Genomic DNA, 24,484 nt, shown 5'->3' on the forward strand with positions numbered 1-24,484 from the left:
CATTTTCTACGAGTAGTTATCTCTATATCTTTTCCAAATCGGCTTTAGTAACCCATCCCTCGTTTCCGTCGGCCAGACGCACGTTGTACCATTCGCCCAAAGAACCGAGGACCTGTACTTTCAATCCCTCGTGGACGACAAACAATTCCGTTCCGCTACTGTCGGGAGCACCGCGAACCACCACGCTGGGAGTCATGATTATACCGCTATCCCTGTTGGTCATACGATGATATTGTTTCGAGGCAAAAAATATCGTTATGATCGACATGAGCAGCAGGATCACTCCCACGGTAAACCAACTCTTCTTTAAAGAGACGGATGTCGCGTAGAAGAACAATGCCGCCATGATCAGAAAACCGATAAAAAGAGCCACGGAAATATAAGCCCACAGATCAGCCGTGAAAGCGGTCACGAACGCATTATACCAACGTACAAGAAACAATTCCGGCAGAACCTTGATATTATCCACCGTGGCCTGTTGCGCCAGTTTTAGATTATACTTGGCGTCTTTATCCCCGGGGTTGAGCAATAAAGCCCGTTCGTAATTCAAAATGGACAAAGCGATCTCCCCCAACTTGTAATAACAGTTTCCCAAGTTATAATACACGGAAGCCGACTCCATGTCATCAGCCAGAATCTCGTTATACAAATCTATCGCTTTCTGGTAATTCCCTTCTTGATACATCTTTGTCGCCTCATCTTCCAAAGCCTTGGTATCAGTGGCAAACGCAACAATACCGGATAACAGCAAAACCAAAATTATATATACCTTCTTCATCATTTTCAATTTTCAATTGTACATTTTCAATTGCCTAAATCGCTTTATCCAACTTCGTGATAATGGATATACTATCCTTGTATACCTTATCCATTTCCTCCCCTTGGTTCGCCCCGGGAGCGTAACGGGCATATTCACAATGATCAAGTACATCTATAAATCCCTGTATCAAAGCCGCATCCGCTCCTCGACGAGTCAAATGATCGTTAATATTATCCCGGTTCAATTCGGAAGCCGCTATATTCAGTTTATAGCTGACGTATCCCCACATCGCGTTCAAAACTTCTTGATAGAATAGTTCGGAATTACCCGCTCTCATGGCAACCGCGGCAGCTCTCAAACGCTTCTGAGCCATTTTGTTTGCCGTCTTACTCTTCACGCGTACCAAATCGGCATTCGCTTTAATCCGGCGACGGTTCAGTATCATTCCGATCACAAACAACACGAAAGGTATGATAAAACTCAACCAATAGGACATCGTCGCGAAATACTGTATCCCTTTCGGACGCAAGTCACTCTTACCGGACTTGATATAACGGATATCCTGTCCCAACACACGTACATCTTCTTTCTTGAATGACTGTAATGCCGCTTCTCCCGCATTGGAACTTGCCTCATTCCCTTTCGCCACACGAATCGTGTATTCATCCCCTTTCAACATCTTGTAGGTACTCGACTTCGGATCGAAATAAGAATATTGCACGGCAGGAATCTTGTATTCACCCGCGTAACGGGGTATCACGATGTACTCGTAAGTAACCGTCCCGGAAGTCCCGGTAACATCTTTCGTGATCTTCGGATCATACACGTCAAAGTCATGCGGGAAATTAATCTTGGGCGCATTCAATAATTTCATATTCCCGTTCCCCCGCAAAACCACTTTATAAGTCAACGCGTCATTTGCCCGCAATGTATCGGTAGATATCGACGTGTTCATGGAAAGAGTCCCGACCATACCGCTAAAGCCCAGAGGCTTCCCGGTTTCCGGCAAACTCTTCACGGTAATATTTACCGGATCACTCTCGCAGAGTACCCGCACATCCCGGTATCCTCCGAAGAAATCGTCAAATATACTACCGGAGCGCCCCGTGGTACGCTGCCGAATCAAACAAACAATCTCATACGGGTCGATCGTCAAAGTTCCGGCGTGTTGCGGGAACAGAATCAATTGCTGTAATACTCCCGCCTGATCGTAAATCTTACCATTATACTCTTCCCGGTTCAACCTGATCTGTTGTATCTTTTTCTCCTCGGTCATGAATCCGTCAAAAGCGGGAATCTTCTTCCATTGCAAATCCGCCAAATTCACACGGGAATACACTTTCAATGTCAATTCCAAGCTCTCGCCCACGTACAAAGACTTACGGGATACCTCTACCTTCAAAAACAAATCATCTTTCTTTATTGAAGCACTCCCCCGCTCTTCCCGCTGTTGAGTGGTTCCCCGGTTTCCGCCATTCGTGTTTCCTTGAGTGTTCCCGGAGCCTTTGATCACCTTAATTTTTATAGCCTCTGATTTATGTTCCTTCCCGTCAATGGTGATTGTCGCGGGCTCTATCGTGTATTCACCCTCCTCTCGTGCCTCCAACACGTACGTGTAAGTAAACTGTGAGCTTTGCTCCATTTTACCGTTTATATTGGAGAAACTCATCGAAGTACTTAACGAGGGACCTGCCAGCAGATCGAATCCTTTTAACGTCGGAACCTGCAAATTCTCACCTTGCTTGTTCAACGTGTAGGAAAGTCTGAATTGCTCCCCGACTTCCACCACGGAAGGTGCCGAAACCTCGAATGTCGTCTTTTGGGCAAATACCTTTGTCCCCCCTATAACACATAACAATAATGCTATAATTAATGACCTCATCTTTGTTTATTCTTTTTATTCTGTTATACCCTTTGACACGTACTGCGAAGTTACCAATTCTTTTCAATCTTCATCTTTTTCGCTTTCTGTGCCTGAGCTTTATCTTTTTGTACTTTTTCCTGCGTCTTCTTCTCGTCTTCCCCTAAAGCCTCCAGCAAACGCTCGGCATCCTCTTTGGATATTTTAGGTTGCTGCTGCTGTTGTTGCTGCTCCTTCTTATCCTGCTGATCTTTGTTTTGCTGGTCTTTATTTTGTTGATCCTTATTCTGGTCTTGCTGATCTTTGTTTTGATCTTTATCCTGTTGATCTTTATTTTGATCCTGTTGATCCTTGTTTTGTTGATCTTGATTCTGATCCTTATTTTGGTCTTGGTTCTGGTCTTTATTCTGATCCTTGTTTTGATCCTTGTTCTGGTCTTGGTTTTCTTGTTCCTGCTTCATCTTGCGGGCAAATTCCAGATTATATTTGGTTTCTTGAGAATTAGGACGATTCCTCAGCGATTGCTTGTAAGCCTCGATACTCTCGTCCAACTTATTCATGGACAAAAGGGTATTTCCGATATTGTGGTACAACTCGCCCAGTTTTTCCTTGTTCTTTTCGTTTTGAGCCAAAGATTGGAATTGCTGCAAGGCTTCGTCATATTTCTTTTGCTTGTACAAAGCATCTCCCAGATTAAAGGCTCCCTCGTAAGACTTCACCTCCATGTCCAACGCCTTACGATATTCCACCTCCGCTTTCTCGAAATCCTGATCTTTAAACAAATCATTTCCTCCGCGAATAAATTTTCGTTCCTGTTGCGCCCATACCGGCAAACTTACCAGCACCGCGAATATCATTGTCATTAAAACTTTCATCATAACACGCTCATTTTAATGTTTACTTTCAACACGCTTTTCTTCCGTACCGAAGATATTAATTTTCAAGAAGTTTTTGTTCTTGCGTCCCAATATCATGAAATCCAATAACACGAAAATCAAAGCCATAATCAAAAAATACTGGTACTTATCGGCGTAATCTGCAAAAACCCGTTCTTCCAGCAAAGTCTTATCCATCCGGTTTATCTCGTCCAGCAACGTGTTCAATCCCACGTTAGAATTACTTGCACGGACGAAAATACCTTCTCCCGCTTTGGCTATCGCTTTCAACATATCTTCATCCAACTTGGAGATCACCGGATTGCCGCTCCCGTCTCTCATGTACTGACCGGGGTTACCCTTTTCGGGAACCGGAGCACCTTGCGCCAATCCCATCCCGATCGTGTGGACGTAAATCCCTTTCTCCCGGGCCGCCTTTGCCGCCGCGACAGCATCATCCTCGTGATTTTCCCCGTCCGTGATCACGATAATGGCTTTCGACGCTTCCGTATCCGGGGTAAATGACTTGGCTGCCAGCTCTATCGCTGTCCCGATCGCCGTTCCTTGAACCGGAACGATATCCGTATTGATACCCGACAAGAATAATTTAGCAGAAGAATAATCCGTCGTGATTGGCAATTGCACGTATGCATCCCCGGCGAACACGATCAACCCGACCTTATCGTCGCTCAATTTCTCCACCATACGGGAAATAGCCTGTTTAGCCGCATCCAACCGGCTGGGCTTTATATCCTGTGCCAGCATGGAATTGGACACATCCAACGCGATAATCAATTCGACACCTTCTTTCTTTACTTGTTGTAACTTGGAACCGAATTGGGGTGCGGCAACTCCAAGAATAACAAAGAACAACGCGAACAATACCATCACGAATTTCCACGTCGCCCGCTTGGGCGATTGCAGAGGCATCAACGTTGCCAACAATTCCGGATTCCCAAATTCCGCTATCGCCTTTTTCTTGCGTATCCTAGCCACCACGTAAAACACGATCAGCAAAGGAATTACTAACAGTAAGTATAATAAATCAGGATGTGCAAACCTAAACATAACCCTTTCAATTTTAGATTTAATAATTTTAGATTTTAGATTGATGACTTTCCATGTCCCTCTCCAATCTCTATATTTTCATTTTCACTTTCAGACCTTAGATTAAACCTGCATTTCCAAATTTAAAATCTAAAATCTAAAATTTAAAATCAAGGAATTTTCCTCAATAACGTGTATCTGCCTAACGCTTCCAGTATCAGCAATAAAGCTCCGATCAAGGCAAAATAGAAGAAGTGTTCGTTCTTGCGACTGAAATGCTTCACCTCCACTTTGCTTTTCTCCAATTGATCTATTTCCTTATATATCTGCTCCAGTTTCTTGTTATCCGTGGCACGGAAATACTTACCTCCAGTCATATCGGCTATCTGAGTCAAAATATCTTCGTCAATCTCCACCGGCATCCGTTGTAACTGCACGCCGAAAGGAGTTTGCACGGGATAAGGAGCCTCTCCCAGCGAACCGACACCTATCGTGTACACCCGGATTCCGAAGGTCTTCGCCAATTCCGCCGCCGTCATCGGTGCAATAGCCCCCCGGTTATTGATACCGTCGGTCAAAAGAATAACCACCTTGGATTTCGCTTTGCTGTCTTTCAAACGATTCACGGCATTTGCCAATCCCAGACCGATAGCCGTTCCGTCCTCGATCATCCCGCTTTCAATATCTTTCATCACGTTGACCAACACCGCATGATCCGTCGTCAAGGGACTCTGCGTGAAACTCTCTCCACTGAATACCACCAACCCGATCCGGTCTTGGGGACGTTCCAGTATGAACTTCGTGGCAACTTCTTTCGCGGCTTCCAATCGGTCGGGAGTAAAGTCCCGAGCCAACATACTACCGGAAATATCCAATGCCAACATGATATCTATACCTTCACTATTATACGTTTGCCAACTCGAACTGGACTGTGGTCTAGCTAAAGCAAATACCAGAAAAACGATAGCGAACACCCGAGCCACAAACAACAGGTGACGCAACCAAATCCGGTTTCCCCGTTTCATCAGCTTGAACACCCGAATAGAAGAAAATTTCATATCGGCATGCGACTGCTTCTCCTTAAAAATATACCAGATAATCATTGGCACCAGTACCAACAATAACCAAAAGTATTCGGGGTTTGCAAATTCATATCCAAACATATTCTCTATTTTAAATTTTAGATTTCTTGATTTTAGATTCTGAGAATCATAAATCAAAAATCATAAATCGTAAATTAATTCTTTTTCTCCTCTTCACTCTTTGCCGCTTCCGCCGCTGCTTTTTCCGCCGCCTCTCTCTCCTGTTGCTCTTTCAACTCTCGTTCCAGACGTTCTTTTTCTTTCTCTTCCCGGATCGTGTCATTCGTTTCCTGCACGAAATCATAAGCGATATCCAAGTTACGCACGTTCTCGTCCTGTAACGGTTCCGCCTTGGCGAACTTCACGTAATCGGCAGTTTCGAACATATCCGCCAACTTATCCCGCTGTTTGGCATTCACCTTTTCGCACTTCTCCAAAGACTGTAAAGTCTCGAAAGAAGTTTGCTCCATCGCCGAAATACCCAACTCACCGTCCAAATAGTTCCGAATCGTATCAGTCAACTGCGTGTAATATTCTTTTGTCTTACCACTTTGCCATAACTTCTCCTTCTTGATCTCTTCCAAAGCCTTCATGGCAAGCACGTAAGGCGGTATAGCCGGTTTCTCGTGCCCGAAGAGTGACTTGCGTGATTTCCGCACCTTGATAATCCAAATTATCAACAGGATTACCACGACACCCAATAGAGTCCATAATAAATAAGGCAGTATCTCCGCGAACGTCCACGGGGCAGCCAAAGGCATCACGATATCGAAATTCCCTTTCTGCGGATCGACCACGAAAGTATTCACTATCAACTCCAACGGGTCGGTTCGTAGCGTGTTGTTATAACTTTCCTGCTGTATCTCGATAGGCATAGGCGGAATCATGAACACTCCCGAATCGAAAGACGTGATCACGTAACTTTCCTGCACGAGTATCCGTCCGTCTTTCTCTTTGATAGAATCCCGAACAGGTCCGGAAATAATTTCCACACCTTTTGCCAGAGTGTCTTTCAATTGAGGAAACACGATCTTCAATCCCGGTTCAGCCTTTACCTTCATTCTGAAATTGATCTGGTCACCGATCATGATATAATTGGTATCAAGCTCCGCCGCGTATTCCCGGCTTTGAGCTTTCAATCCCCCGATACCGTACAGTAGCAATATTACGAATAGAACAACCCTATTTTTCATTTTCAATTCTCCATTTTCAGTTTCAATTAATACCCAGCCCCTCTTCTCTTGAACAATGCTATCAATGATCTCACGTAATCTTCATCCGCGCTGATAGATGCCATATCCACCCCGGAATGTTTGAATATCCTGTCCAGTTCTTTATCCCGTTCCAAAGCGTACGCCTCGAATTGATCACGAACCTTCTTGTCGGAAGTATCCACCCACACGCTCTCTCCCGTTTCGGCATCCGTCAAGTACATTAACCCCACCGGCGGCAACACCTTTTCCCGACGATCATACAATTGCAAAGCCACGACATCATGCTTTTTGTTCGCGATAATCAAAGGATGTTCAAAATCATGTTCATCCATAAAATCGGAAATCAGAAAACAAGTACAACGCTTTTTGATTGCGTTCGTCAAGTATTGCAAAGCCATCGCAATATTAGTCTGCTTGCGTTCCGGGTAGAAATCCACCAGTTCGCGGATAATATGCAGGATATGCGTACGTCCTTTTTTGGGCGGGATAAACTTCTCTATCTGATCCGAGAAAAAGATTACCCCGATCTTATCATTATTCTGGATAGCCGAGAATGCCAACACGGCAGCGATCTCCGTGATCTGGTTCTTCTTCAATTTCGAAACCGTTCCGAAATTACGCGAGGCACTCACGTCAATCAGCAACATCACCGTCAATTCGCGCTCCTCCTCGAATATCTTCACGTAAGGATGATTGTAACGGGCGGTCACGTTCCAGTCTATACTGCGGATATCATCCCCGTACTGGTACGCCCGCACCTCGCTGAAGGTCATACCCCGTCCCTTGAAAGCCGTGTGGTACTCGCCGGCAAAGATATTGCTTGACAACCCCCGCGTCTTTATCTCGATCTGCCTAACACGTTTTAATAAATCTGAAGTCTCCACCTTAATAATTTTAGATTTATAGATTTTAGATTTTAGATTCCAACCGCACAAGACTAACGCTTTTTCACTCTAAATTCTAACTCAATTCTAAACTCTCTCGCCATCAAATTGAAAATCTCAGATTGAAAACATGTCATTTTCAATTTTCAATTTTCAATTTTCAATTTCTAAGGTACTTCAACCGTGTTCAAAATCTCGCTGATAATGTCCTCGCTGGTCAGGCTGTTGGCTTCTGCCTCGTAACTCAACCCGATACGGTGGCGCAACACGTCGTGACAAACGGCACGAACATCCTCCGGAATCACGTACCCGCGGCGTTTGATAAACGCGTAAGCTTGAGCCGCTTTCGCCAAACTGATACTTGCACGAGGTGAAGCACCGTAAGCGATCATGGAAACAAATTTCTCCAAACCGTGTTCTTGCGGGTAACGGGTAGCGAACACGATATCCACGATATATTTCTCGATCTTCTCGTCCAGATAAACTTCTTTCACGACCTCACGGGCACGCAAAATATCCTCCGGTTGCAAAATGGTATTGGCTACCGGGAACGTCTTTTCCAGATTCTGCCGAACGATCAGTTTCTCTTCGTCTTTCTTCGGGTAATCAATCACCACTTTCAACATGAAACGGTCAACTTGAGCTTCCGGCAGCGGATAAGTACCCTCTTGCTCTATCGGGTTCTGTGTTGCCATTACCAAGAAAGGCTCATCCAGTTTATAAGTCATATCGCCTATCGTCACCTGACGCTCCTGCATCGCTTCCAACAAAGCGGATTGCACTTTTGCCGGGGCACGGTTAATCTCATCCGCCAGAATAAAGTTAGCGAAAATCGGACCTTTCTTCACCACGAACTCCTCTTTCTTCTGGGAGTAAATCATCGTACCCACCACGTCGGCAGGCAGCAAGTCCGGGGTAAACTGGATTCGACTGAATTTAGCGTTAATAATATTGGCAAGGGTATTAATCGCCAAGGTTTTCGCCAACCCCGGAACACCTTCCAACAAAATATGCCCGTTAGAAAGCATACCGATCATAAGTCCCTCCACAAGATGTTTCTGTCCTACAATCACCTTGTTCATCTCCATCGTAATCATATCGACAAAAGAACTCTCTTGTTGTATGCGCTCGTTCAATGCTTTGATATCAACCGTATTCATATCATTGATTTTTATATTTGATTTATTAATACTACATTTTAACGTCAAAATTATCACCTCGGTTTCAAACTTCACGGAAAAGAGTTTTTTTTACTTCTCTTCCCTCGTTTCTGTTTTTCCAAAAATAGGTATTATTCCGGCAAATGTTAAAATCAAGGATACTAAATAATGTTAATGCAAATTTTAAGGTTTTCCCAAATAATTTCTAATCTCGTCTTAAATTACGGATTATTACCGATATACGATTATATTTTTAACATTTGACTTGTTCTACTAGCACATTAATTAACAATCAAACTTCAAAAATCAGCTCAATTCTCCCTTCCGTTCACTTAACAATAAGTAGAAATCTGCCTATTTGCCTTCAGATTATAATGGATCCACGTCAAAATAAACTTTCAATCCCTTGCCGGACTCCCCTTTCAATAACTCGTCACACTTCTGCCGAATAAAAGTCTTCAATTTCGACAACGAAAGTCCCTGCTCCGCCTTGATCAGCACTTGTATACGGTACATTTTCCGCACCCTTGCCACTTCCGGCTCCGCCGGACCGCATACCCGACGTTCCAATCGTTCCCGTAACTTTCGGGCTAATTCATTCGCGGCATTACGCAAAGAATACTCGTTCACGTGCCTTAATTCTATCTGGATTAACCGGGAAAAGGGCGGATAATGAAACATCTCCCGTTCCCGTGACAAGAAAGAATAGAACCCGTGGAAACTCCCTTTTTCCACCAACCGGTACACCCGGTTCTCCCGGTCGGCAACTTGAATAACCACTTTTCCTTGTTCCCCTTTCCGACCGCTACGACCACTTACCTGCATCAACATATCGTAAGCCCGTTCCTCGGCTCGGAAATCGGGAAAACTGACCAAACTGTCGGCATCCATAACTCCCACCAATTTCACCCGCTCGAAATCCAACCCCTTCGAAACCATTTGCGTCCCGATCAATATATCCAGATTCCCCGCCTCGAACTCTTCAATCAAAGCACGAAATTTCACCTTGTTGCTCATCACCTCCAAATCCATGCGTGCCACGCGTGCCTCCGGGAAATACTGTTTCACCTCCTCCTCGATTCGCTCCGTCCCCGGCGTGCGATTCACGTAATGTCCCTGACCGCACTCCTCGCAAACAGTCGGCACCGGACGCAGGCTCCCGCAATAATGGCAATTCAGCGTATTCCGGAAACGATAATAAGTCATGCTTACATCACAATGCTTGCATTTTAAAATAGCCCCGCAATGGTTACACTGCAAAAAAGTGGAATACCCCCGCCTATTCTGGAACAGAATTACCTGCATACCCCTCTCCAGCACCCGCTTCATCTCCTCGTACAACACGGGAGTAAAACTCCCTTTCATCATTTTCTTCCGGCGATATTCTTTCACGTCCACGAACATCAATTCGGGCATCATGACCTCCCCGAAACGGGTGGTCAGCTCCACGAAACCGTATTTACCGCTCATGGCATTCTGGTAACTCTCGAACGAAGGCGTGGCAGAACCCAGCAATATCTTCGCCCCGTTCATCTTGCCGAGCATAATAGCCGCGTCCCTGCCATGATAACGGGGAGCGGGTTCTTTCTGCTTGTAAGAAGCCTCGTGCTCCTCGTCGATAATAACCAATCCCAAATCCCTGTAAGGCAGGAAAATAGAAGAACGTACCCCGAGTACCACGGGATAAGGATTCTCCCCGTTCTGCCTGCGCCACATCTCGGCACGGGCACTGTCCGTCATTCCCGAATGGTATACCCCCACCCGGTCGCCGAACACCCGCCTCAACCGTTTCACGATCTGTACCGTCAAAGCAATCTCCGGCAAAAGATACAACACTTGCTTCCCCTGCCGAATCGTTTCCTCTATTAAATGTATATACACCTCCGTCTTTCCCGAGGAAGTCACCCCTTGCAACAACACGCAGTCCCTCTCCTTGAAATGCCCCCGCGCTTGTTCCAACGCCCGTTCCTGCTCTCCCGACAAGGCATGCATCTCCTGCACCTCCTCCCCCGTGCTATCCAAACGGCTTACCTCTATTGTCGCGACTTCCAGCACCCCCCTCTCGCACAATCCCTTCAATGCCGCCGTCGAATTACCGATCACGCCGGTAAACTCCGCCTTAGGCAACGAATCCGTGTGATGCTCGTCGCAATACATAATCCAGTCACACAACATTTTCTGTTGCGCCTTCGCCCGTTTCAACGAATCCATAATCTCCCCCAACTCTTCCCCCGAAAACGCTCTCGCCCAACGCACCAACCGTTCCAATTTAGGTTTGAACAAATCATCCACGGACTCTTTCACTTGAATAATCCCTTGCTCCAACAACGAACGCACCGCCACGTACACGTCTTTCCGTCGCAATAACTTTTCCACCTCCGCCATGCAAATTTCCCCGTTCTGTCGGAATACCCCGATCACCTCCCGTTCCATCGGACTCAACTCTACCCCTCCCGTTCCATCTTCCTGCCAATCCGCGGCAAGACAAAGACTCGTGTAACTCTCCAAACGCATGGCAACAGGCAACGCCGCCCGTGTCACCTCTCCCGGCGGAGCCATATAATATTCGCTCAACCACAACAAAAACTTCAAATGAGAAGCGGAAAGAGCGAATCCCTCCTCTATCACCCGCTCTATCGGACGTGCCTCGAATCCCACGGGCGGGTTGGAATGCAACGCGTAAACAACCCCCGTGTAACGCTTATTCTTCACGAACGAAACGACAACAAGCCCTCCTACCGCTACCGTTCCCTCGAATTCCGTCGGTACCGAATAAGTAAAAAAATTCTCCACTCCCAAAGGGATGATGATGTCAGCGAACTGCAAAATAATTTATGATTTACGATTTACGATTTACGATTTATGATTTAAATCACCAACTCCTCCTCTGTTTATAGAGGAAACCAGCGAGTAAGCGAGGGCAGAAAGAGAGCTTGCTCTCGGTTTGCCGAGCGGGAGCTGGTTCGAGACCGGCTCTCGGGCTCACTTGGCAGCGTAGCTGACGGAGGTGTTTAATCTTAAATCTAAAATCATAAATCACTAAATTGATAAGATTTCCGTCAACCCCAATAAATTATGATTCAACGGTTTGGAATTTTTAATTGCCTTGTTGAACGGCACATGCACGGTGTCCTTGTTCATGATACCCACCATGATACTGGTCTGGTCGTCCAGCAAAGCATCTACCGCCGCCACGCCCAACGTGCTTGCCATCACGCGGTCGAATGCCGAAGGAGAACCACCTCGTTGAATATGCCCCAACACGGTCACCCGCACGTCATACTCCGGGTGCTTCTTGGATATCTTATCCGCGATCGTGTAGGCTCCTCCCGACTTGTCACCCTCTGCCACGATCACGATACCACTCGACTTATGAGGTTTATAATCATGTTCCAAAAACTTGTCCAAATCATTCACGTCCGTTTCAATCTCCGGCACCAACACCGCTTCCGCACCCGTGGCAACAGCCGAACGCAAGGCAATAAACCCGGCATCTCGTCCCATCACCTCGATAAAGAACAAGCGGTTGTGGGAACTCGCCGTGTCGCGTATTTTATCGACAGCATCCACCACGGTATTCACCGCCGTATCGTAGCCGATCGTGTAATCCGTACCGTACAGGTCGTTGTCTATCGTACCGGGAACCCCCACGACAGGCACGTTATGCTCTTGACACAACAAGCGGGCGCCGGAGAACGTACCATCTCCACCAATCACCACCAACGCGTCCAACCCGTTCTGTTTCATCTGCTCGTAAGCCTTTGCACGTCCTTCCACCGTGCGGAATTCAGCACTCCGGGCTGTCTTCAAGATCGTTCCCCCGCGTTGTATGATATTACTCACGTCATGAGATTCCAGTCTTTTCATGTTTCCCTCGATCAACCCCTCGTAACCGTCATAAATCCCGTATGCCTCACAGCCATTAAAAATCGCCGCTCTCACCACCGCCCGAATAGCGGCATTCATCCCCGGAGCATCCCCCCCGGAGGTCAAAACACCTATTCTTTTAATCTTTCCCATAATCATTCAATTGAAAATTGAAAGTTGAAAATTGAAAATGCCAATTACAATCAATCAATTTATATTCTTACTTGTTCTTCTTCAATCCAAAATCGTAAATCTAAAATTTACAATCACAAATCGTAAATCATAAATCTTAAATCACCGCATTCTTTATCTCTTCCATCACCCATCTCGGTGTCGATGTAGCTCCACTGATTCCCACGCTTTCCGCCCCCACGAACATCTCATCGCTCAAATCAGCTACACCTTGCACGAAATAGGTTCTCGGATTCGCTTCCCGACACACGGCAAACAACTGTTTGCCGTTAGAACTCTTCTCCCCGCTCACGAACAGCACCACGTCGTGTCGCACCGCAAACTCCCTCAACTGCGGGATTCGGTTTGCCACCTTGCGGCAAATCGTGTCGTTCACCTCCACGCCGCCGCAGGCACTCGCTCTCACCAACTCCTCGATCCGCTTGAACCCGTCAAGGCTTTTCGTCGTCTGCGAGAACAGGATAACCAATCGTGAAAAATCTATCTCATTCAAATCTTCCTCCCGCTCCACGACCAACGCTTCCCCATTCGTCTGCGCTACCAACCCGTTCACCTCGGCATGCCCCCGCTTCCCGTATATCACGATCTGTCCACCGTTCGCTTTCACCCGTTCGTATGCCGCTCTGATTTTCTGCTGCAAATTTAATACCACGGGGCACGAAGCGTCTATCACTTCAATATTATTTTTTTCCGCCAAAGCGTAGGAACTAGGCGGCTCGCCATGCGCCCGAAACAATACCCGGCAATCCCGCAAGTCGGCAAACGCCTCGTGGTCTATTGTCCGCAACCCCAATCCCTTCAAGCGATCCACCTCCAGATTGTTGTGAACGATATCCCCGATGCAATAAAGTTCCCCCTGCTGCAACTCTTCCTCGGCCTTGGCGATAGCGTTCACCACGCCGAAACAGAAACCGGAATTCTCGTCAATCTCTACTTTCATATCGTGAACGAATGAGCTTTATCATTTCTTCTACTTCCTCCTCCACCGTCATATCGCTATTATCAATCAACACGGCATCCGGCACCCGTACCAACGGGGCTGTTTCCCGGTGCTCGTCGATATAATCCCGCTTGCGCACGTTCGCTTCCACTTCCTCGTACGTCACCTGCTCCCCTTTTCCCTTCAACTCCTCGTACCTACGTCGCGCCCGTACCTCCGGACTCGCTGTCATAAAGAATTTCACTTCCGCGTTCGGAAACACCACGCTACCGATGTCCCGACCGTCCATGATCACGCCACCGGCACTCGCCATTTCCCGCTGTTTCTCCACCAGCAACTCCCGCACGTAAGGCAACGAAGCAACCAGACTCACGTTATCCGACACATCCAGTCCCCGAATAGCCTTCTCCACGTACTCCCCGTTCATGTAGGACTCGTAACGTTTCTTCTCGTCATTATACTTGAAACCGAAAACAATCGACGGAAGTACTCGTTTCAATCCCTCGTCGTCTACCTTGCCGTCACTAATCAACCCGTCCCGCATCGCTCTCAAGGTCACGATCCTGTACATCGCACCCGTATCTATATAAGTATATCCTAAACGTGCCGCCAAAATCTTGGAAACAGTACTTTTTCCCGTCGAAGAATGCCCGTCCACGGCAACTATCAAACCTTTCTTTTCCATTTTCATTCAAATCTATTCAACGTGCGAAGATACAAAGAACTCGCGAAAAAAAATCATTTTTTTCTTTCAACCTCTTTATCTCTCTATCAAAATCACTTTCAAGCAATTCCATTTCTCGTTTACGATATATCTCGAACTCTTTTTCTGCCTTTTCTATAGCCTGTTTATGTGATATGTTACCTTTGCCGATAAGTATTTTTCTTTTATGGGCAATAGATTGCCACCTTGCTTCAATCGTTCATCATCCATTGCAAAACCCTTTTGGATATATTCATGAAGTCGCTGCGTTGCCCAACGACGGAAGCGAGTCGCAACTTGCGACTGAACACGATAACCTAGAGCAATTACCATATCCAAATTATAATGATCTATATCTCTTTTGACTTGACGCTTACCTTCTTGGCGAACTAACAAGAATTTCTTGTGAGTTGCCTCCACCCCCAACTCCCCATCCTTATAGATATTATCTACATGCTGGCTAATATTCTGTTGAGTTGTACTATAAATCTCAGCCAACTGATTTTGTGTCAGCCATACATCTTCATCGGCAAAACGCACAGATACACGAGTTATTTCGTTATCGTCTTGATAAAGTATAATTTTATTTTCTTCTTTCATTGGTCTATTTTTCTTCTTTAAAGAATGGTTCCAGAAACTAGCAATAAATTATTGATGACATATGCAAAAGTAGTGATAATTTCTGAAAGAAACAGTGATGACCCGATTGCGGTTATCGAGAATTGGTAAACAAGAAAACAGCATGTATTCCTATATAAAAATTAAATATACTATTTATTTCCTTCTTATTTAATTTGTAAAATAACCTTTTCATTTCTTAATTAAATCCTATTATTTTTCTATTTTAATAGGGGTTGAATAGGAGTTGAATGGGAGTTGAATAGGAGATGCTATAAATCAACTATAAATAATATAGATATATTATAACTGTTATTTACTTTATTTTACGCTTTAATACTTATAAACTTCAAATAAAATAACACCTTTTCCAAGTACACATATCAAAGAAGATAATATTTCGACTTTTAAAATATTAACATTATATTTGTGCTTTCAACTCACGAGGCATGGAAAACGGCATTAAAGGCATAGACACATTCAAGGAATTGTACATGAGTCACTTTCAAGCAGTGGTGGGATTTTGTCATACCTATTTGAAAGACCGGGAACAATCCATGGATGTGACTCAAGAAACCTTTTTCAAACTGTACGAGCGGCTCGATGATGCTTATTCCCGTCAAAATGCCATAGCCTTTCTCTATATCACGGCTAAGAATCTCTGCATGGATGTCCTGAGGCACGAAAAATTCAACACGGAAGACGTCGATGAATTGAAAGAGAAATTATATTCCGATGATTTCTTTCTGGATGAAATCACGAACCAAGAAATGATACGTTTCGTTCAAGCCGCCGTTGCACAATTGACCGGTCGCAGTCTTGAAATAGCCCGTCTTGCACTCGACGGATTGGGGAACCAAGAAATAGCCGACACGTTGGGTATTTCCATCAATTCGGTCAAATCGCTAAAAAAAGAGATGTATTCCAAGCTACGAGAAATTATTGGTAAAGAATACGTTATATTATTCTTCGCGAAATATTTATTAAAAATCTAGAAATCGACTCACCCGCTTTTCGACCTCATCCGTATTCAAAGAGTAGAAAGAATGAATATGGAAAAACAAATTATAAAAAGAATCGAAGTCGCACGTCTGGTTGCCCTGCACAAACTGGGGGTTCTACCGGAGGATGAAGAACGGCGGCTGGCGGCGTGGGCGGCACAAAGCGAGGAAAACCGTCAACTTTACGAAAAACTGTTGCACGCGGGAACTTCCCGGAACAACGGGATGCCAACCACCGAGAAAGCGTGGCAGGACTTTACCCGAAGATACCGGGTACGCCCGAAAAGATACGCCACATGGCGCCGGGTAAGTTACACGGCTGTCGCCTGCTGCGCGGCAGTATTACTCACGACGGGTATTCTGCATTTCTATTCGCGGGATAAAGCCGATGAAATAATGACGCCACGCCCGCTGAACTCGGTGCAACTCGTGCTCGAGAATGGCAACACCATCACCCTCGACCGGGAAGAACATGCCGCTATCAAACAAACTGCAAGTATCCCTCTCGAGATGAATCAAAAAGAAATTGATTACACGACTGTCGAGCAGGAATCACTCCAAGAAATTCCCGTTTACCACAAAATCATTGTACCCAAATACGGGGAATACACCGTGAAACTGGCGGACAACACGATCGTGAAGCTGAACTCGGAAAGTACCTTGAAATACCCGGTAGCGTTCAACGGGGACAGCCGGGAGGTGTGGTTAAGCGGGGAAGCCTACCTTGAAGTAACCCGCGATACATCCAAACAATTTATCGTTCACGCGGCAGGAACTGAGATTGCCGTGCTGGGCACGACATTCAACGTGAACGCATATGACTCGGAAAAAGAAGTAGCCACAACCCTCGTCAACGGTAAGGTTGAAGTAAGCAACGAGGTTACTACTCAGGTCATCAGTCCGGGACAACAAGCCATCACCAGCCGGAATAACCCGCGAATAGAGGTGAAAGAAGTAGACACGCGAGTAGTCACGGCATGGGTACGGGATATGTTCTACTTCGACGAAGAACCCCTTGCCTCAATCATGGAAACTCTCGCCCGCTGGTACGAGTTCCGGGTGGTCTTTGAAAATGAAAATGCCAAACAACGCCGGTTCACGCTTGAAGTATCCCGCTATGATGATATAGACAAGGTACTCAACTTTATAGAGGAAACCCGGGTGGTCAAATGCAGAAAGGAGGGCAATACCATATACATCAAGTAGATAAAAGAAAACAGGTCATGCTACCAACACGACCTGCCACAAATTTAATGATATACGCTCCCCCGTCAAAGCGAGCGTAATTATAAACCTATAAAACAAAAGTATGAAAAATGATTGTTTTATTCATGCCCCCGTGCATGAAAAATTAAAAAAATTGTTGCTAATTATGAAGCTAAACGCATTGTTAATGTTGTTGTTTTGCATGAATCTATCGGCGGGAGTCCTCGCGCAAGAGGCTCTCCTGACGGTAGAGGTCGAGAACGGGAGTATCCGTGACGTGATGCAAACAATTAAACAACAGAGTGAGTACACGTTCGTTTACAACGTGGAAGAAGTCGGTCACCTCGGGAACCTATCCGTTCTCATGAAGGACGCCGATATACGGTCTATTCTGGACGTATGCCTGAAAGGTAGCGGGTTGGAATACAGTATTCACGAGAACGTTATCGTGCTCCGCAAGGCTATCATCCAAAAGCAAGAAGAGATACGAAAAATCAAAGGTATCGTCACGGATAAGAATAAAGAACCGCTACCGGGCGTGACGGTTATGATAAAAGGGACAACACTCGGGGTGTCGACCAACGCCGAGGGACGGTTCGAGCTCGTGCAACCGAAGGACACGAACAATATCGAGTTGCTCGTGTCCTTCATCGGGATGAAGACGCAAACGATTCGGTACAAGGGGGAAGAGTTGTTAAAGGTGGTACTGGAAGAAGACACGCAAGAGATGGAGGAAGTAGTGGTGACGGGTTACCAACGAGTGGACCGGAGAAAAAACACGAGTGCCGTCAAAACATTAAACGTTGACAATATCATGATTGCTTCCGCAACATCCATTGACCAAATGCTGGAAGGTCGGGTACCGGGAATGATTTTGATGACCAACTCGGGTGAAGTGGGTGTCGTTCCAAAAATTCGTATCCGTGGTACATCGACTTTGGTGGGTAATCGTGAACCATTATGGGTAGTGGACGGAATCATCGTGCAAGACCCCGTGCCAATCCAAGCAGAAGAATTGAATGACCCGGACTATATCAACCGCATCGGTAATGCCATCGCGGGACTAAACCCGCAGGACATCGAGCGTTTGGATATATTGAAAGACGCGGCGGCAACCGCCTTGTACGGGGCAAAAGCTGCCAATGGAGTCATCGTGGTTACGACTAAAAAAGGTCATATCGGGAAACCGGTTATCAACTATAACATGACAGCTACCTTCCGTCAGCGTCCGCGTTATTCCGACCGCAAAATAGACTTGATGAACTCCCGGGAAAGAATCCAAGTATCACGGGAACTTCACGAGCAACATTATGAATACGATTATAACGCTAACATGGTCGGATACGAGGGATTATTATCAGAACTCTATCAAGGAAAAATTACGGACAAACAGTTTGCCGAAAAAGTGGCACGCTTGGAAACGGTGAACACGGATTGGTTCGACCTGTTGACCGAAGATACGTTCTCGCACCAACACACGTTAAGCATGTCGGGCGGTTCGGAGAAAACCCGTTATTACTCGTCCATCGGGTTCACCCGTGACAATGACGTCATCAAGGGAAATTATAACCAACGTTACACGGCATCCCTGAATCTTGAAACCACATTCAGTCAATGGTTCACCGCTTCCGTTCAGTTACAAGGGAATATCAGCAAGAAAAAATATAATCAGGATGAAATTGCCCCGCTGGATTACGCTTACAATTCCAGTCGTGCTATCCCCGCCTATGACGAGGAGGGAGAATACGCGTACTACGAAAAATATGAAAGCACAAGTAACTCATATTGGAATTACAATATATTGAACGAACTCGAAAACAGTTACTCCAAACAAAACGCCTCTGGAATCACGGTCAACACAAACCTACAATTCCGTTTTACAGACTGGCTGAACGCACAAGCCATTCTCTCTTACACGAATTCCAACACGGAAATAGAAGGCTACTGGGGCGAACACACATGGCATGTCGCCACTATTCGTAGAGCTAATTACGGGGAAACTCCATGGAGCGAAGGTACACTTCCTTTCGGGGGCGAATTAAAGCACAACGAAACCCGGCAAAACTCTTACACGGCACGTTTGCAGGTGAATGCCAATAAATACTGGGGAGCAGACGAACAACATAACATCAATGCCAGCGGCGGTTTCGAGATGAGTTCCACGCGTTATAACGGTTTCTCGTCTGTTCACAGAGGATACTATCCCGAACGGGGAAAAATGTTCGTGAACAACATCAACGCAGAAGATTACCCTGCCTATGCGGCTTGGGCTGCCAATAATACTCCCTCGATTAAAGATGACCTGTCCAACATTGTTTCGGGCTATTTGAGTATTTCTTACAGTTACCGGAATTATTTTACCCTAAACGTGAACGGACGTACCGACGGGTCAAACCGATTCGGGGACAAGAGTAATGACAAATTCCTTCCCATCTGGTCGGCATCCGGGAATTACAATCTCACGGAACACGATTTCTTCAAACGGGTGTGGCTCAACTACTTGAGTTTTAAAATGTCTTACGGGTACCAAGGGAATATGCTTTCGGATGTTTCACCGGTGCTATTGATGCAAAAAAATCCTTTCGACCCTTATTACAAGGAGATGACCGCATCGGTGAACCAAGTGCCTAACCCGAACCTCAAATGGGAAAAAACGCAATCGCTCAATCTCGGTCTTACGGTTGCCGCTCTGGACAACCGCATCCAAATCGAGGCGGAATATTACTACAAACGGACAAAAGATGCCTTCATGACCAAGAAAATCGCTACCATAAACGGATTGGATTCTTATAGCATCAACGGTGGCGACATTGAAAATAAAGGATACGGCATCGATGTTACCTTCAACCCTATCAAGAGTAAAACTTGGAACTGGTTGCTGTCGACCTCGTTCTCGAAAGATTTCAACAAAGTGAAAAGCGACCCGGATTCACAAACCTACGATTACGAAGATTTCCTCGACGGGACCGTGGTCGTGAAAAACAAAGCCGTAAATACTTTCTACTCGTACCGATTTATCGGGTTAAGTCCCGTCAACGGCGGTCCGATATTCGATGACTACGAAGACCGTCAACACGAATTGGACGGATTAAGCAAATACGATACTTTCAAAAAAGTATTAACTGCTTCCGGACGCCGCGAACCGTATATGTCCGGAAGCCTAAGCACGACTTTACGCTACAAGAACTTGCGCATGAACGGGATGTTTGCCTACAGCTTGGGGTCAAAAGTCCGGCTATTCAGAACATTCCGCTATAACGAGCGTCTTAAAATAGCACCGGAAAGTAATCTTCATCGCGAATTATTGAACCGTTGGAAAAATCCGGGGGATGAGAAACACACGAATATCCCGGCTATTATCTCCTACAACAGTGGATATTTCTTCGATTACAACGAACATTGGTCAGGTGTCAACTTCTACAATATTCAAACATTTGCCGACAACTTATGGGATATGTACGACTATTCGGATGCACGTGTCGTTAGCGGTAACTACTTGAAATGCTCCAATTTGAGTTTCACGTACGAGTTTGGCGAACGCATTCTGCCCAAATTAAGATTAAGCAGACTTGCCATTTCGTTATCAGGCACCAATTTATTCACGATTTGCTCCAAAAAGTTAAAAGGGCAAACCCCTACACAAGGATTCACGGAAGTGTCCTTGTCCGACCGCCCTACTTATTCGTTTAGTTTGAACGTTTCATTTTAAAACAACCTGCTATGAAAAATATATTTATAGTATTCCTCCTATTCACTCTAACGGCTTGTTCCAGCTTTCTTGAAGAGTATTCTCAAGATTTGGCAAAGGTTGAAACCGTCGACGATTTGAACGAATTGCTATTGGGAGATGCCTATCTTCCCGTGGGATTTTACGAAGAATATAATTCTTCCGCCCTACAACCTTACAACCTATTCATCCATTTCATGTCGGACGAACTGCAACAAGGACCTATCAACGAGAACCGTTTAGAGGTTGCTGACCCGGAAGCATTGTTCGGTTACTTCACTTGGCAACGCCAAGTGGGCATGAATCCCAAGGGAACAAGTATCAGCTCAGAAGACGAATGTTGGGAAAAGAGCTACAAATACATCAACACGACCAACATGATACTGGACGAGCTAGATTGTGTAACCGCACGCAATAAAAGTGAAGAACTCGACAAAATCAGAATCGAAGGCGAAGCGTATTTCCTACGCGCCTTGTATTATTTCACCCTTGCCAATCTCTACGCCGCTCCTTACGAACCATCCAAAGCGGCTTCAACCCCGGGTATCCCGTTAAAATTAACCTCTTATATTGAAGATAAGGATTATCACTTGGGGACGTTATCCGAGGTGTACGCTCAAATCATCGATGATTTGGAAAAAGCAGAAGCCTGCTTGAAACAAACGGAACGAGTATCCATTTATCATGCCGATTTAACGGCTACCTATTTGCTGATGAGCCGGGTTTATCTTTACATGCAGGACTACCCGAATACCCGGAAATACGCCCAACTTGTGCTTGACCGCAACGATGCCCTAACCGATTTGAATGGTTTTGCCGACGAAAATGGCAATTTCCTGAATGCCTCGTTGCCCGAAATCCTGTTTTCCATGGGAGGACACCAATTATCAACCGGCATCATGGGATACGAAGGTCGCCGGCATTACGACAACGAGCGTCCGTTCTACATCTCGGAGGAGTTGTGCAACGCTTTTAATGACAATGATTTGAGAAAGAAACACTACATCAAAAAAGAGGGAGATTATTTCATCTTCCAAAAAGTTCGGTGGGACATGAAAGAACACGCAGCATCCAAATGTCCTATCTCAGATAACTACTTGTTCCGCACAACCGAGGCATATTTAAATCTGGCAGAAGCCGCCGCATTGGACAATGACGAGGATATCGCACGCGAGAAACTTCAATTACTACGCAGCAAACGATACAAAACTCCTCCCGCCCTTAACGCCACGGGAAACGCACTTGTCGATTCCATACGACTGGAACGCCAACGCGAACTTTGTCTGGAAGGTCATCGCTGGTATGACTTACGCCGCTACACGGTATGCGACAAATATCGTTGGTCCAAAGAGCACACGCACATTTATTATGATTTCAAAATGGACCCGGATACATACTCCCAAGTGATTTCCCAAGCTCGTTACTATCGACTGGAGAAAGACGACAAGGCTTACACGTTGGCTCTTCCACGAGAAGTAATCGAATTCCAGAACACGCTGGGCAAAAACGAACGCCCGGACCGAGAACCATACGAAACTATTAACTATTAATGGAATATAAGATGGACAAAATATTTTACCTTATTATCTTTAGTTTGCTTTTAGGAGCATGCAGCAAGGAAGATTCACTAGAGCCGACTGGCGAACGCGATGATTATTTCTCCGTGTCGGAAAACGCGACAGACCCGGAATCGGTGATAAAACGCAAATTCTATGAAGACCACGGGGTTCACGTGCTTTTCAATGATACTCTTCGCCACGAACAACGAGGCACTTACGCGGACGGCACGCCTTACTGGTACACGGAAACAATAGATTTAGGTTACTCTCTTAGAAGTGATGATGGAAAAGACTTCCAATTCGAGTATATAAATACACAAACGACAAAAGAGGAAGCCATCAAGTTTGTTGAAGATTACATACTTCCGCACTTGGGCAAATCGGTACGCCCCTATTCATTCCTGTTAGTGGATAATCTCTCCGATTGGTACAGGAAAAAATGGAGAACTATTGATTATTACGAGGGTGAACGTTGTCTGGCTCTGAATATGAAACCGGTTCTCGGTACGGAGGATGAACAAGCGTACAGTAATTATTGCACGACAATCTTCCAATCCATCGTCACGAATAAAATGGAAAAGTTAGACAAAGCTATTTTTGATGAATTCAACGCATTCAGCGATGAATACTATTGGTATGATTATGTAGATTTCTACGAGGATTTCTATGATTATTATGATGATTTTTATGATAATTATAAAGATGATTATGATGATGCAAAGGATGCTTACGAAGCAGGAGAAATAAATGAAGAAGAATACCTTCAAAACGAGGCTGTACAAGCTTACAATGAATATTACGCATACTGTAAACAAATTGCCAACGAGTGTGGATTCATTTCAGTCAGCACGAGAGGATGGTTTCCCAGCTACGCCTCAGACGATAGAGATACTTACGTTAAAGCTATTTTCAATACTCCGGAGGAAGAATTTATGGAGGAGTATAAAGACTATCCTATCGTTCGCACGAAATACAGCTTAATTAAAAAAATAATTAGTGACATGGGATTTGTTTTTTAAATAAATAAACAGCATATGAAAAAGATATTTGGATATATATTAGTCGTGATACTTTCGGTATGTATCGGATGTAACGACGATGACAATAATCGCCTGCCCGAGATAAAACCGGAAGCGGAAGGAACCGTTAAAGACAATGAAGGTAACGAATACGGGTGGGTTCGTTACGCGGGACTGGATTGGATGACCAGCAATTTCAAGGCCGGAGAACGCTATTACGAACAAAAAAGAGTTGACGATTGGGGAGACCTCGTGTATGTGGTCGATACCGATAGAGAACAGGCTGCCACGGATTGGGATAATTATGGCAACATGTACACTTACGAAGAAGCGTTGAAGAATGCAGAATTACTCCCCGAAGGCTGGCGTCTACCTACCGATGACGATTGGAAAAAACTGGAACAAGCCATGGGTATGTCCGAATCAGAGGCTGAAGCAACCGGAATGCGCGGAAGCGTTGAAGGCGCATTGCTCCAACAAGACGCGACAGGTAGCGGGATGTTGCTACGATTGGGTGGATTCGCTTTAGTGTACGGTCGTCCCGCGGATGTACGTCACCGACACTTGAGAGAACACGGTTATTTTTGGACTGCCACGGAAGCGGTATCCGAAAATGACATGACTCTTGCCCCGACCGTGTATTTCCGAAAAGTATCTTGTACCACCTCGCAAATCGAGCGAAACGCTACAAAAAGCTATGACACGAATTACGAAGGCAATTTCTCGAAATACATGAGTGTACGTTACGTGCGAGATGCACAAGACTAAA

General features: G+C 45.4%; 18 protein-coding genes and 1 pseudogene. 6 read left to right on the forward strand and 13 right to left on the reverse strand.

Annotated features, from left to right (window positions below):
- Positions 1–22: 22 nt before the first annotated feature.
- The 13 genes and pseudogenes from Q5866_RS01600 to Q5866_RS01660 all read right to left on the reverse strand — a co-directional run bounded on the left by Q5866_RS01600 (position 23) and on the right by Q5866_RS01660 (position 15,185).
- Positions 23–781, reverse strand: a complete 759-nt coding sequence (locus Q5866_RS01600) for a tetratricopeptide repeat protein (RefSeq protein ID WP_303178347.1) — start codon at positions 779–781, stop codon at positions 23–25.
- Between the two features lie 31 nt (positions 782–812).
- On the reverse strand, positions 813–2,642 hold the full coding sequence (locus Q5866_RS01605) for a BatD family protein (RefSeq protein WP_227215231.1): 1,830 nt from the start codon (positions 2,640–2,642) through the stop codon (positions 813–815).
- 50 nt (positions 2,643–2,692) lie between these two features.
- Positions 2,693–3,499, reverse strand: coding sequence for a tetratricopeptide repeat protein (locus tag Q5866_RS01610; RefSeq protein WP_099292038.1), 807 nt, complete (start codon positions 3,497–3,499; stop codon positions 2,693–2,695).
- A gap of 12 nt (positions 3,500–3,511) precedes the next feature.
- The gene (locus Q5866_RS01615) at positions 3,512–4,564 is read right to left on the reverse strand and encodes a VWA domain-containing protein (RefSeq protein ID WP_303178350.1); all 1,053 of its coding nucleotides are present in this window, start codon (positions 4,562–4,564) and stop codon (positions 3,512–3,514) included.
- A gap of 149 nt (positions 4,565–4,713) precedes the next feature.
- Complete coding sequence (locus Q5866_RS01620; protein ID WP_303178352.1) at positions 4,714–5,706, reverse strand: VWA domain-containing protein; 993 nt, start codon at positions 5,704–5,706, stop codon at positions 4,714–4,716.
- Positions 5,707–5,780: 74 nt separating this feature from the next.
- Complete coding sequence (locus Q5866_RS01625) at positions 5,781–6,818, reverse strand: BatD family protein (RefSeq protein WP_227215227.1); 1,038 nt, start codon at positions 6,816–6,818, stop codon at positions 5,781–5,783.
- A gap of 26 nt (positions 6,819–6,844) precedes the next feature.
- A complete protein-coding gene (locus Q5866_RS01630; RefSeq protein ID WP_099292035.1) occupies positions 6,845–7,723 on the reverse strand; it encodes a DUF58 domain-containing protein in 879 nt (292 codons plus the stop codon).
- A gap of 167 nt (positions 7,724–7,890) precedes the next feature.
- Complete coding sequence (locus tag Q5866_RS01635) at positions 7,891–8,883, reverse strand: MoxR family ATPase (protein ID WP_099292034.1); 993 nt, start codon at positions 8,881–8,883, stop codon at positions 7,891–7,893.
- Positions 8,884–9,252: 369 nt separating this feature from the next.
- Positions 9,253–11,709 carry a primosomal protein N' gene (priA, locus tag Q5866_RS01640; RefSeq protein WP_303178356.1) on the reverse strand — a complete coding sequence of 819 codons (2,457 nt, stop codon included), beginning with the start codon at positions 11,707–11,709 and terminating at the stop codon, positions 9,253–9,255.
- Positions 11,710–11,922: 213 nt separating this feature from the next.
- On the reverse strand, positions 11,923–12,903 hold the full coding sequence (gene pfkA / locus Q5866_RS01645; RefSeq protein ID WP_099294467.1) for a 6-phosphofructokinase: 981 nt from the start codon (positions 12,901–12,903) through the stop codon (positions 11,923–11,925).
- A gap of 136 nt (positions 12,904–13,039) precedes the next feature.
- The gene (locus Q5866_RS01650) at positions 13,040–13,882 is read right to left on the reverse strand and encodes a 4-hydroxy-3-methylbut-2-enyl diphosphate reductase (protein WP_303178358.1); all 843 of its coding nucleotides are present in this window, start codon (positions 13,880–13,882) and stop codon (positions 13,040–13,042) included.
- Positions 13,866–14,567 carry a (d)CMP kinase gene (cmk, locus tag Q5866_RS01655; RefSeq protein ID WP_303178360.1) on the reverse strand — a complete coding sequence of 234 codons (702 nt, stop codon included), beginning with the start codon at positions 14,565–14,567 and terminating at the stop codon, positions 13,866–13,868. The genes Q5866_RS01650 and cmk overlap by 17 nt, the downstream gene beginning before the upstream one ends.
- A gap of 16 nt (positions 14,568–14,583) precedes the next feature.
- A pseudogene (locus Q5866_RS01660) lies at positions 14,584–15,185 on the reverse strand (virulence RhuM family protein).
- Positions 15,186–15,652: 467 nt separating this feature from the next.
- On the opposite strand from Q5866_RS01660, the gene Q5866_RS01665 reads away from it, so the two are divergent.
- The 6 genes from Q5866_RS01665 to Q5866_RS01690 all read left to right on the forward strand — a co-directional run bounded on the left by Q5866_RS01665 (position 15,653) and on the right by Q5866_RS01690 (position 24,483).
- On the forward strand, positions 15,653–16,198 hold the full coding sequence (locus tag Q5866_RS01665; RefSeq protein ID WP_303178362.1) for an RNA polymerase sigma factor: 546 nt from the start codon (positions 15,653–15,655) through the stop codon (positions 16,196–16,198).
- A 57-nt stretch (positions 16,199–16,255) separates the two neighbouring features.
- A complete protein-coding gene (locus Q5866_RS01670) occupies positions 16,256–17,410 on the forward strand; it encodes a FecR domain-containing protein (RefSeq protein ID WP_303178364.1) in 1,155 nt (384 codons plus the stop codon).
- Between the two features lie 166 nt (positions 17,411–17,576).
- Positions 17,577–21,119, forward strand: coding sequence for a SusC/RagA family TonB-linked outer membrane protein (locus Q5866_RS01675; protein WP_303178366.1), 3,543 nt, complete (start codon positions 17,577–17,579; stop codon positions 21,117–21,119).
- An 11-nt stretch (positions 21,120–21,130) separates the two neighbouring features.
- Positions 21,131–22,687 (forward strand): RagB/SusD family nutrient uptake outer membrane protein, encoded by a 1,557-nt coding sequence (locus Q5866_RS01680; RefSeq protein ID WP_303178368.1) that lies wholly within the window; start codon positions 21,131–21,133, stop codon positions 22,685–22,687.
- A gap of 11 nt (positions 22,688–22,698) precedes the next feature.
- Positions 22,699–23,715, forward strand: coding sequence for a hypothetical protein (locus Q5866_RS01685; RefSeq protein ID WP_303178370.1), 1,017 nt, complete (start codon positions 22,699–22,701; stop codon positions 23,713–23,715).
- A 15-nt stretch (positions 23,716–23,730) separates the two neighbouring features.
- Positions 23,731–24,483 (forward strand): fibrobacter succinogenes major paralogous domain-containing protein, encoded by a 753-nt coding sequence (locus Q5866_RS01690; RefSeq protein ID WP_303178372.1) that lies wholly within the window; start codon positions 23,731–23,733, stop codon positions 24,481–24,483.
- Position 24,484 lies beyond the last annotated feature (1 nt).

This window comes from uncultured Butyricimonas sp., from assembly GCF_959596855.1.
In the GTDB taxonomy this organism is placed as follows: Bacteria; Bacteroidota; Bacteroidia; order Bacteroidales; family Marinifilaceae; genus Butyricimonas; species Butyricimonas muris.

Excerpts from the sequence above, each read along its gene's own strand:
- Q5866_RS01675 (WP_303178366.1), top strand. The coding sequence starts at position 17,577 with ATGAAGCTAAACGCATTGTTAATGTTGTTGTTTTGCATGAATCTATCG.
- pfkA (WP_099294467.1), bottom strand. The coding sequence starts at position 12,903 with ATGGGAAAGATTAAAAGAATAGGTGTTTTGACCTCCGGGGGGGATGCT.
- Q5866_RS01610 (WP_099292038.1), bottom strand. The coding sequence starts at position 3,499 with ATGATGAAAGTTTTAATGACAATGATATTCGCGGTGCTGGTAAGTTTG.
- Q5866_RS01605 (WP_227215231.1), bottom strand. The coding sequence starts at position 2,642 with ATGAGGTCATTAATTATAGCATTATTGTTATGTGTTATAGGGGGGACA.
- Q5866_RS01625 (WP_227215227.1), bottom strand. The coding sequence starts at position 6,818 with ATGAAAAATAGGGTTGTTCTATTCGTAATATTGCTACTGTACGGTATC.
- Q5866_RS01600 (WP_303178347.1), bottom strand. The coding sequence starts at position 781 with ATGATGAAGAAGGTATATATAATTTTGGTTTTGCTGTTATCCGGTATT.
- Q5866_RS01615 (WP_303178350.1), bottom strand. The coding sequence starts at position 4,564 with ATGTTTAGGTTTGCACATCCTGATTTATTATACTTACTGTTAGTAATT.
- Q5866_RS01635 (WP_099292034.1), bottom strand. The coding sequence starts at position 8,883 with ATGAATACGGTTGATATCAAAGCATTGAACGAGCGCATACAACAAGAG.
- Q5866_RS01685 (WP_303178370.1), top strand. The coding sequence starts at position 22,699 with ATGGACAAAATATTTTACCTTATTATCTTTAGTTTGCTTTTAGGAGCA.
- Q5866_RS01690 (WP_303178372.1), top strand. The coding sequence starts at position 23,731 with ATGAAAAAGATATTTGGATATATATTAGTCGTGATACTTTCGGTATGT.
- cmk (WP_303178360.1), bottom strand. The coding sequence starts at position 14,567 with ATGGAAAAGAAAGGTTTGATAGTTGCCGTGGACGGGCATTCTTCGACG.
- Q5866_RS01670 (WP_303178364.1), top strand. The coding sequence starts at position 16,256 with ATGGAAAAACAAATTATAAAAAGAATCGAAGTCGCACGTCTGGTTGCC.
- Q5866_RS01665 (WP_303178362.1), top strand. The coding sequence starts at position 15,653 with ATGGAAAACGGCATTAAAGGCATAGACACATTCAAGGAATTGTACATG.
- Q5866_RS01620 (WP_303178352.1), bottom strand. The coding sequence starts at position 5,706 with ATGTTTGGATATGAATTTGCAAACCCCGAATACTTTTGGTTATTGTTG.
- Q5866_RS01650 (WP_303178358.1), bottom strand. The coding sequence starts at position 13,882 with ATGAAAGTAGAGATTGACGAGAATTCCGGTTTCTGTTTCGGCGTGGTG.
- Q5866_RS01680 (WP_303178368.1), top strand. The coding sequence starts at position 21,131 with ATGAAAAATATATTTATAGTATTCCTCCTATTCACTCTAACGGCTTGT.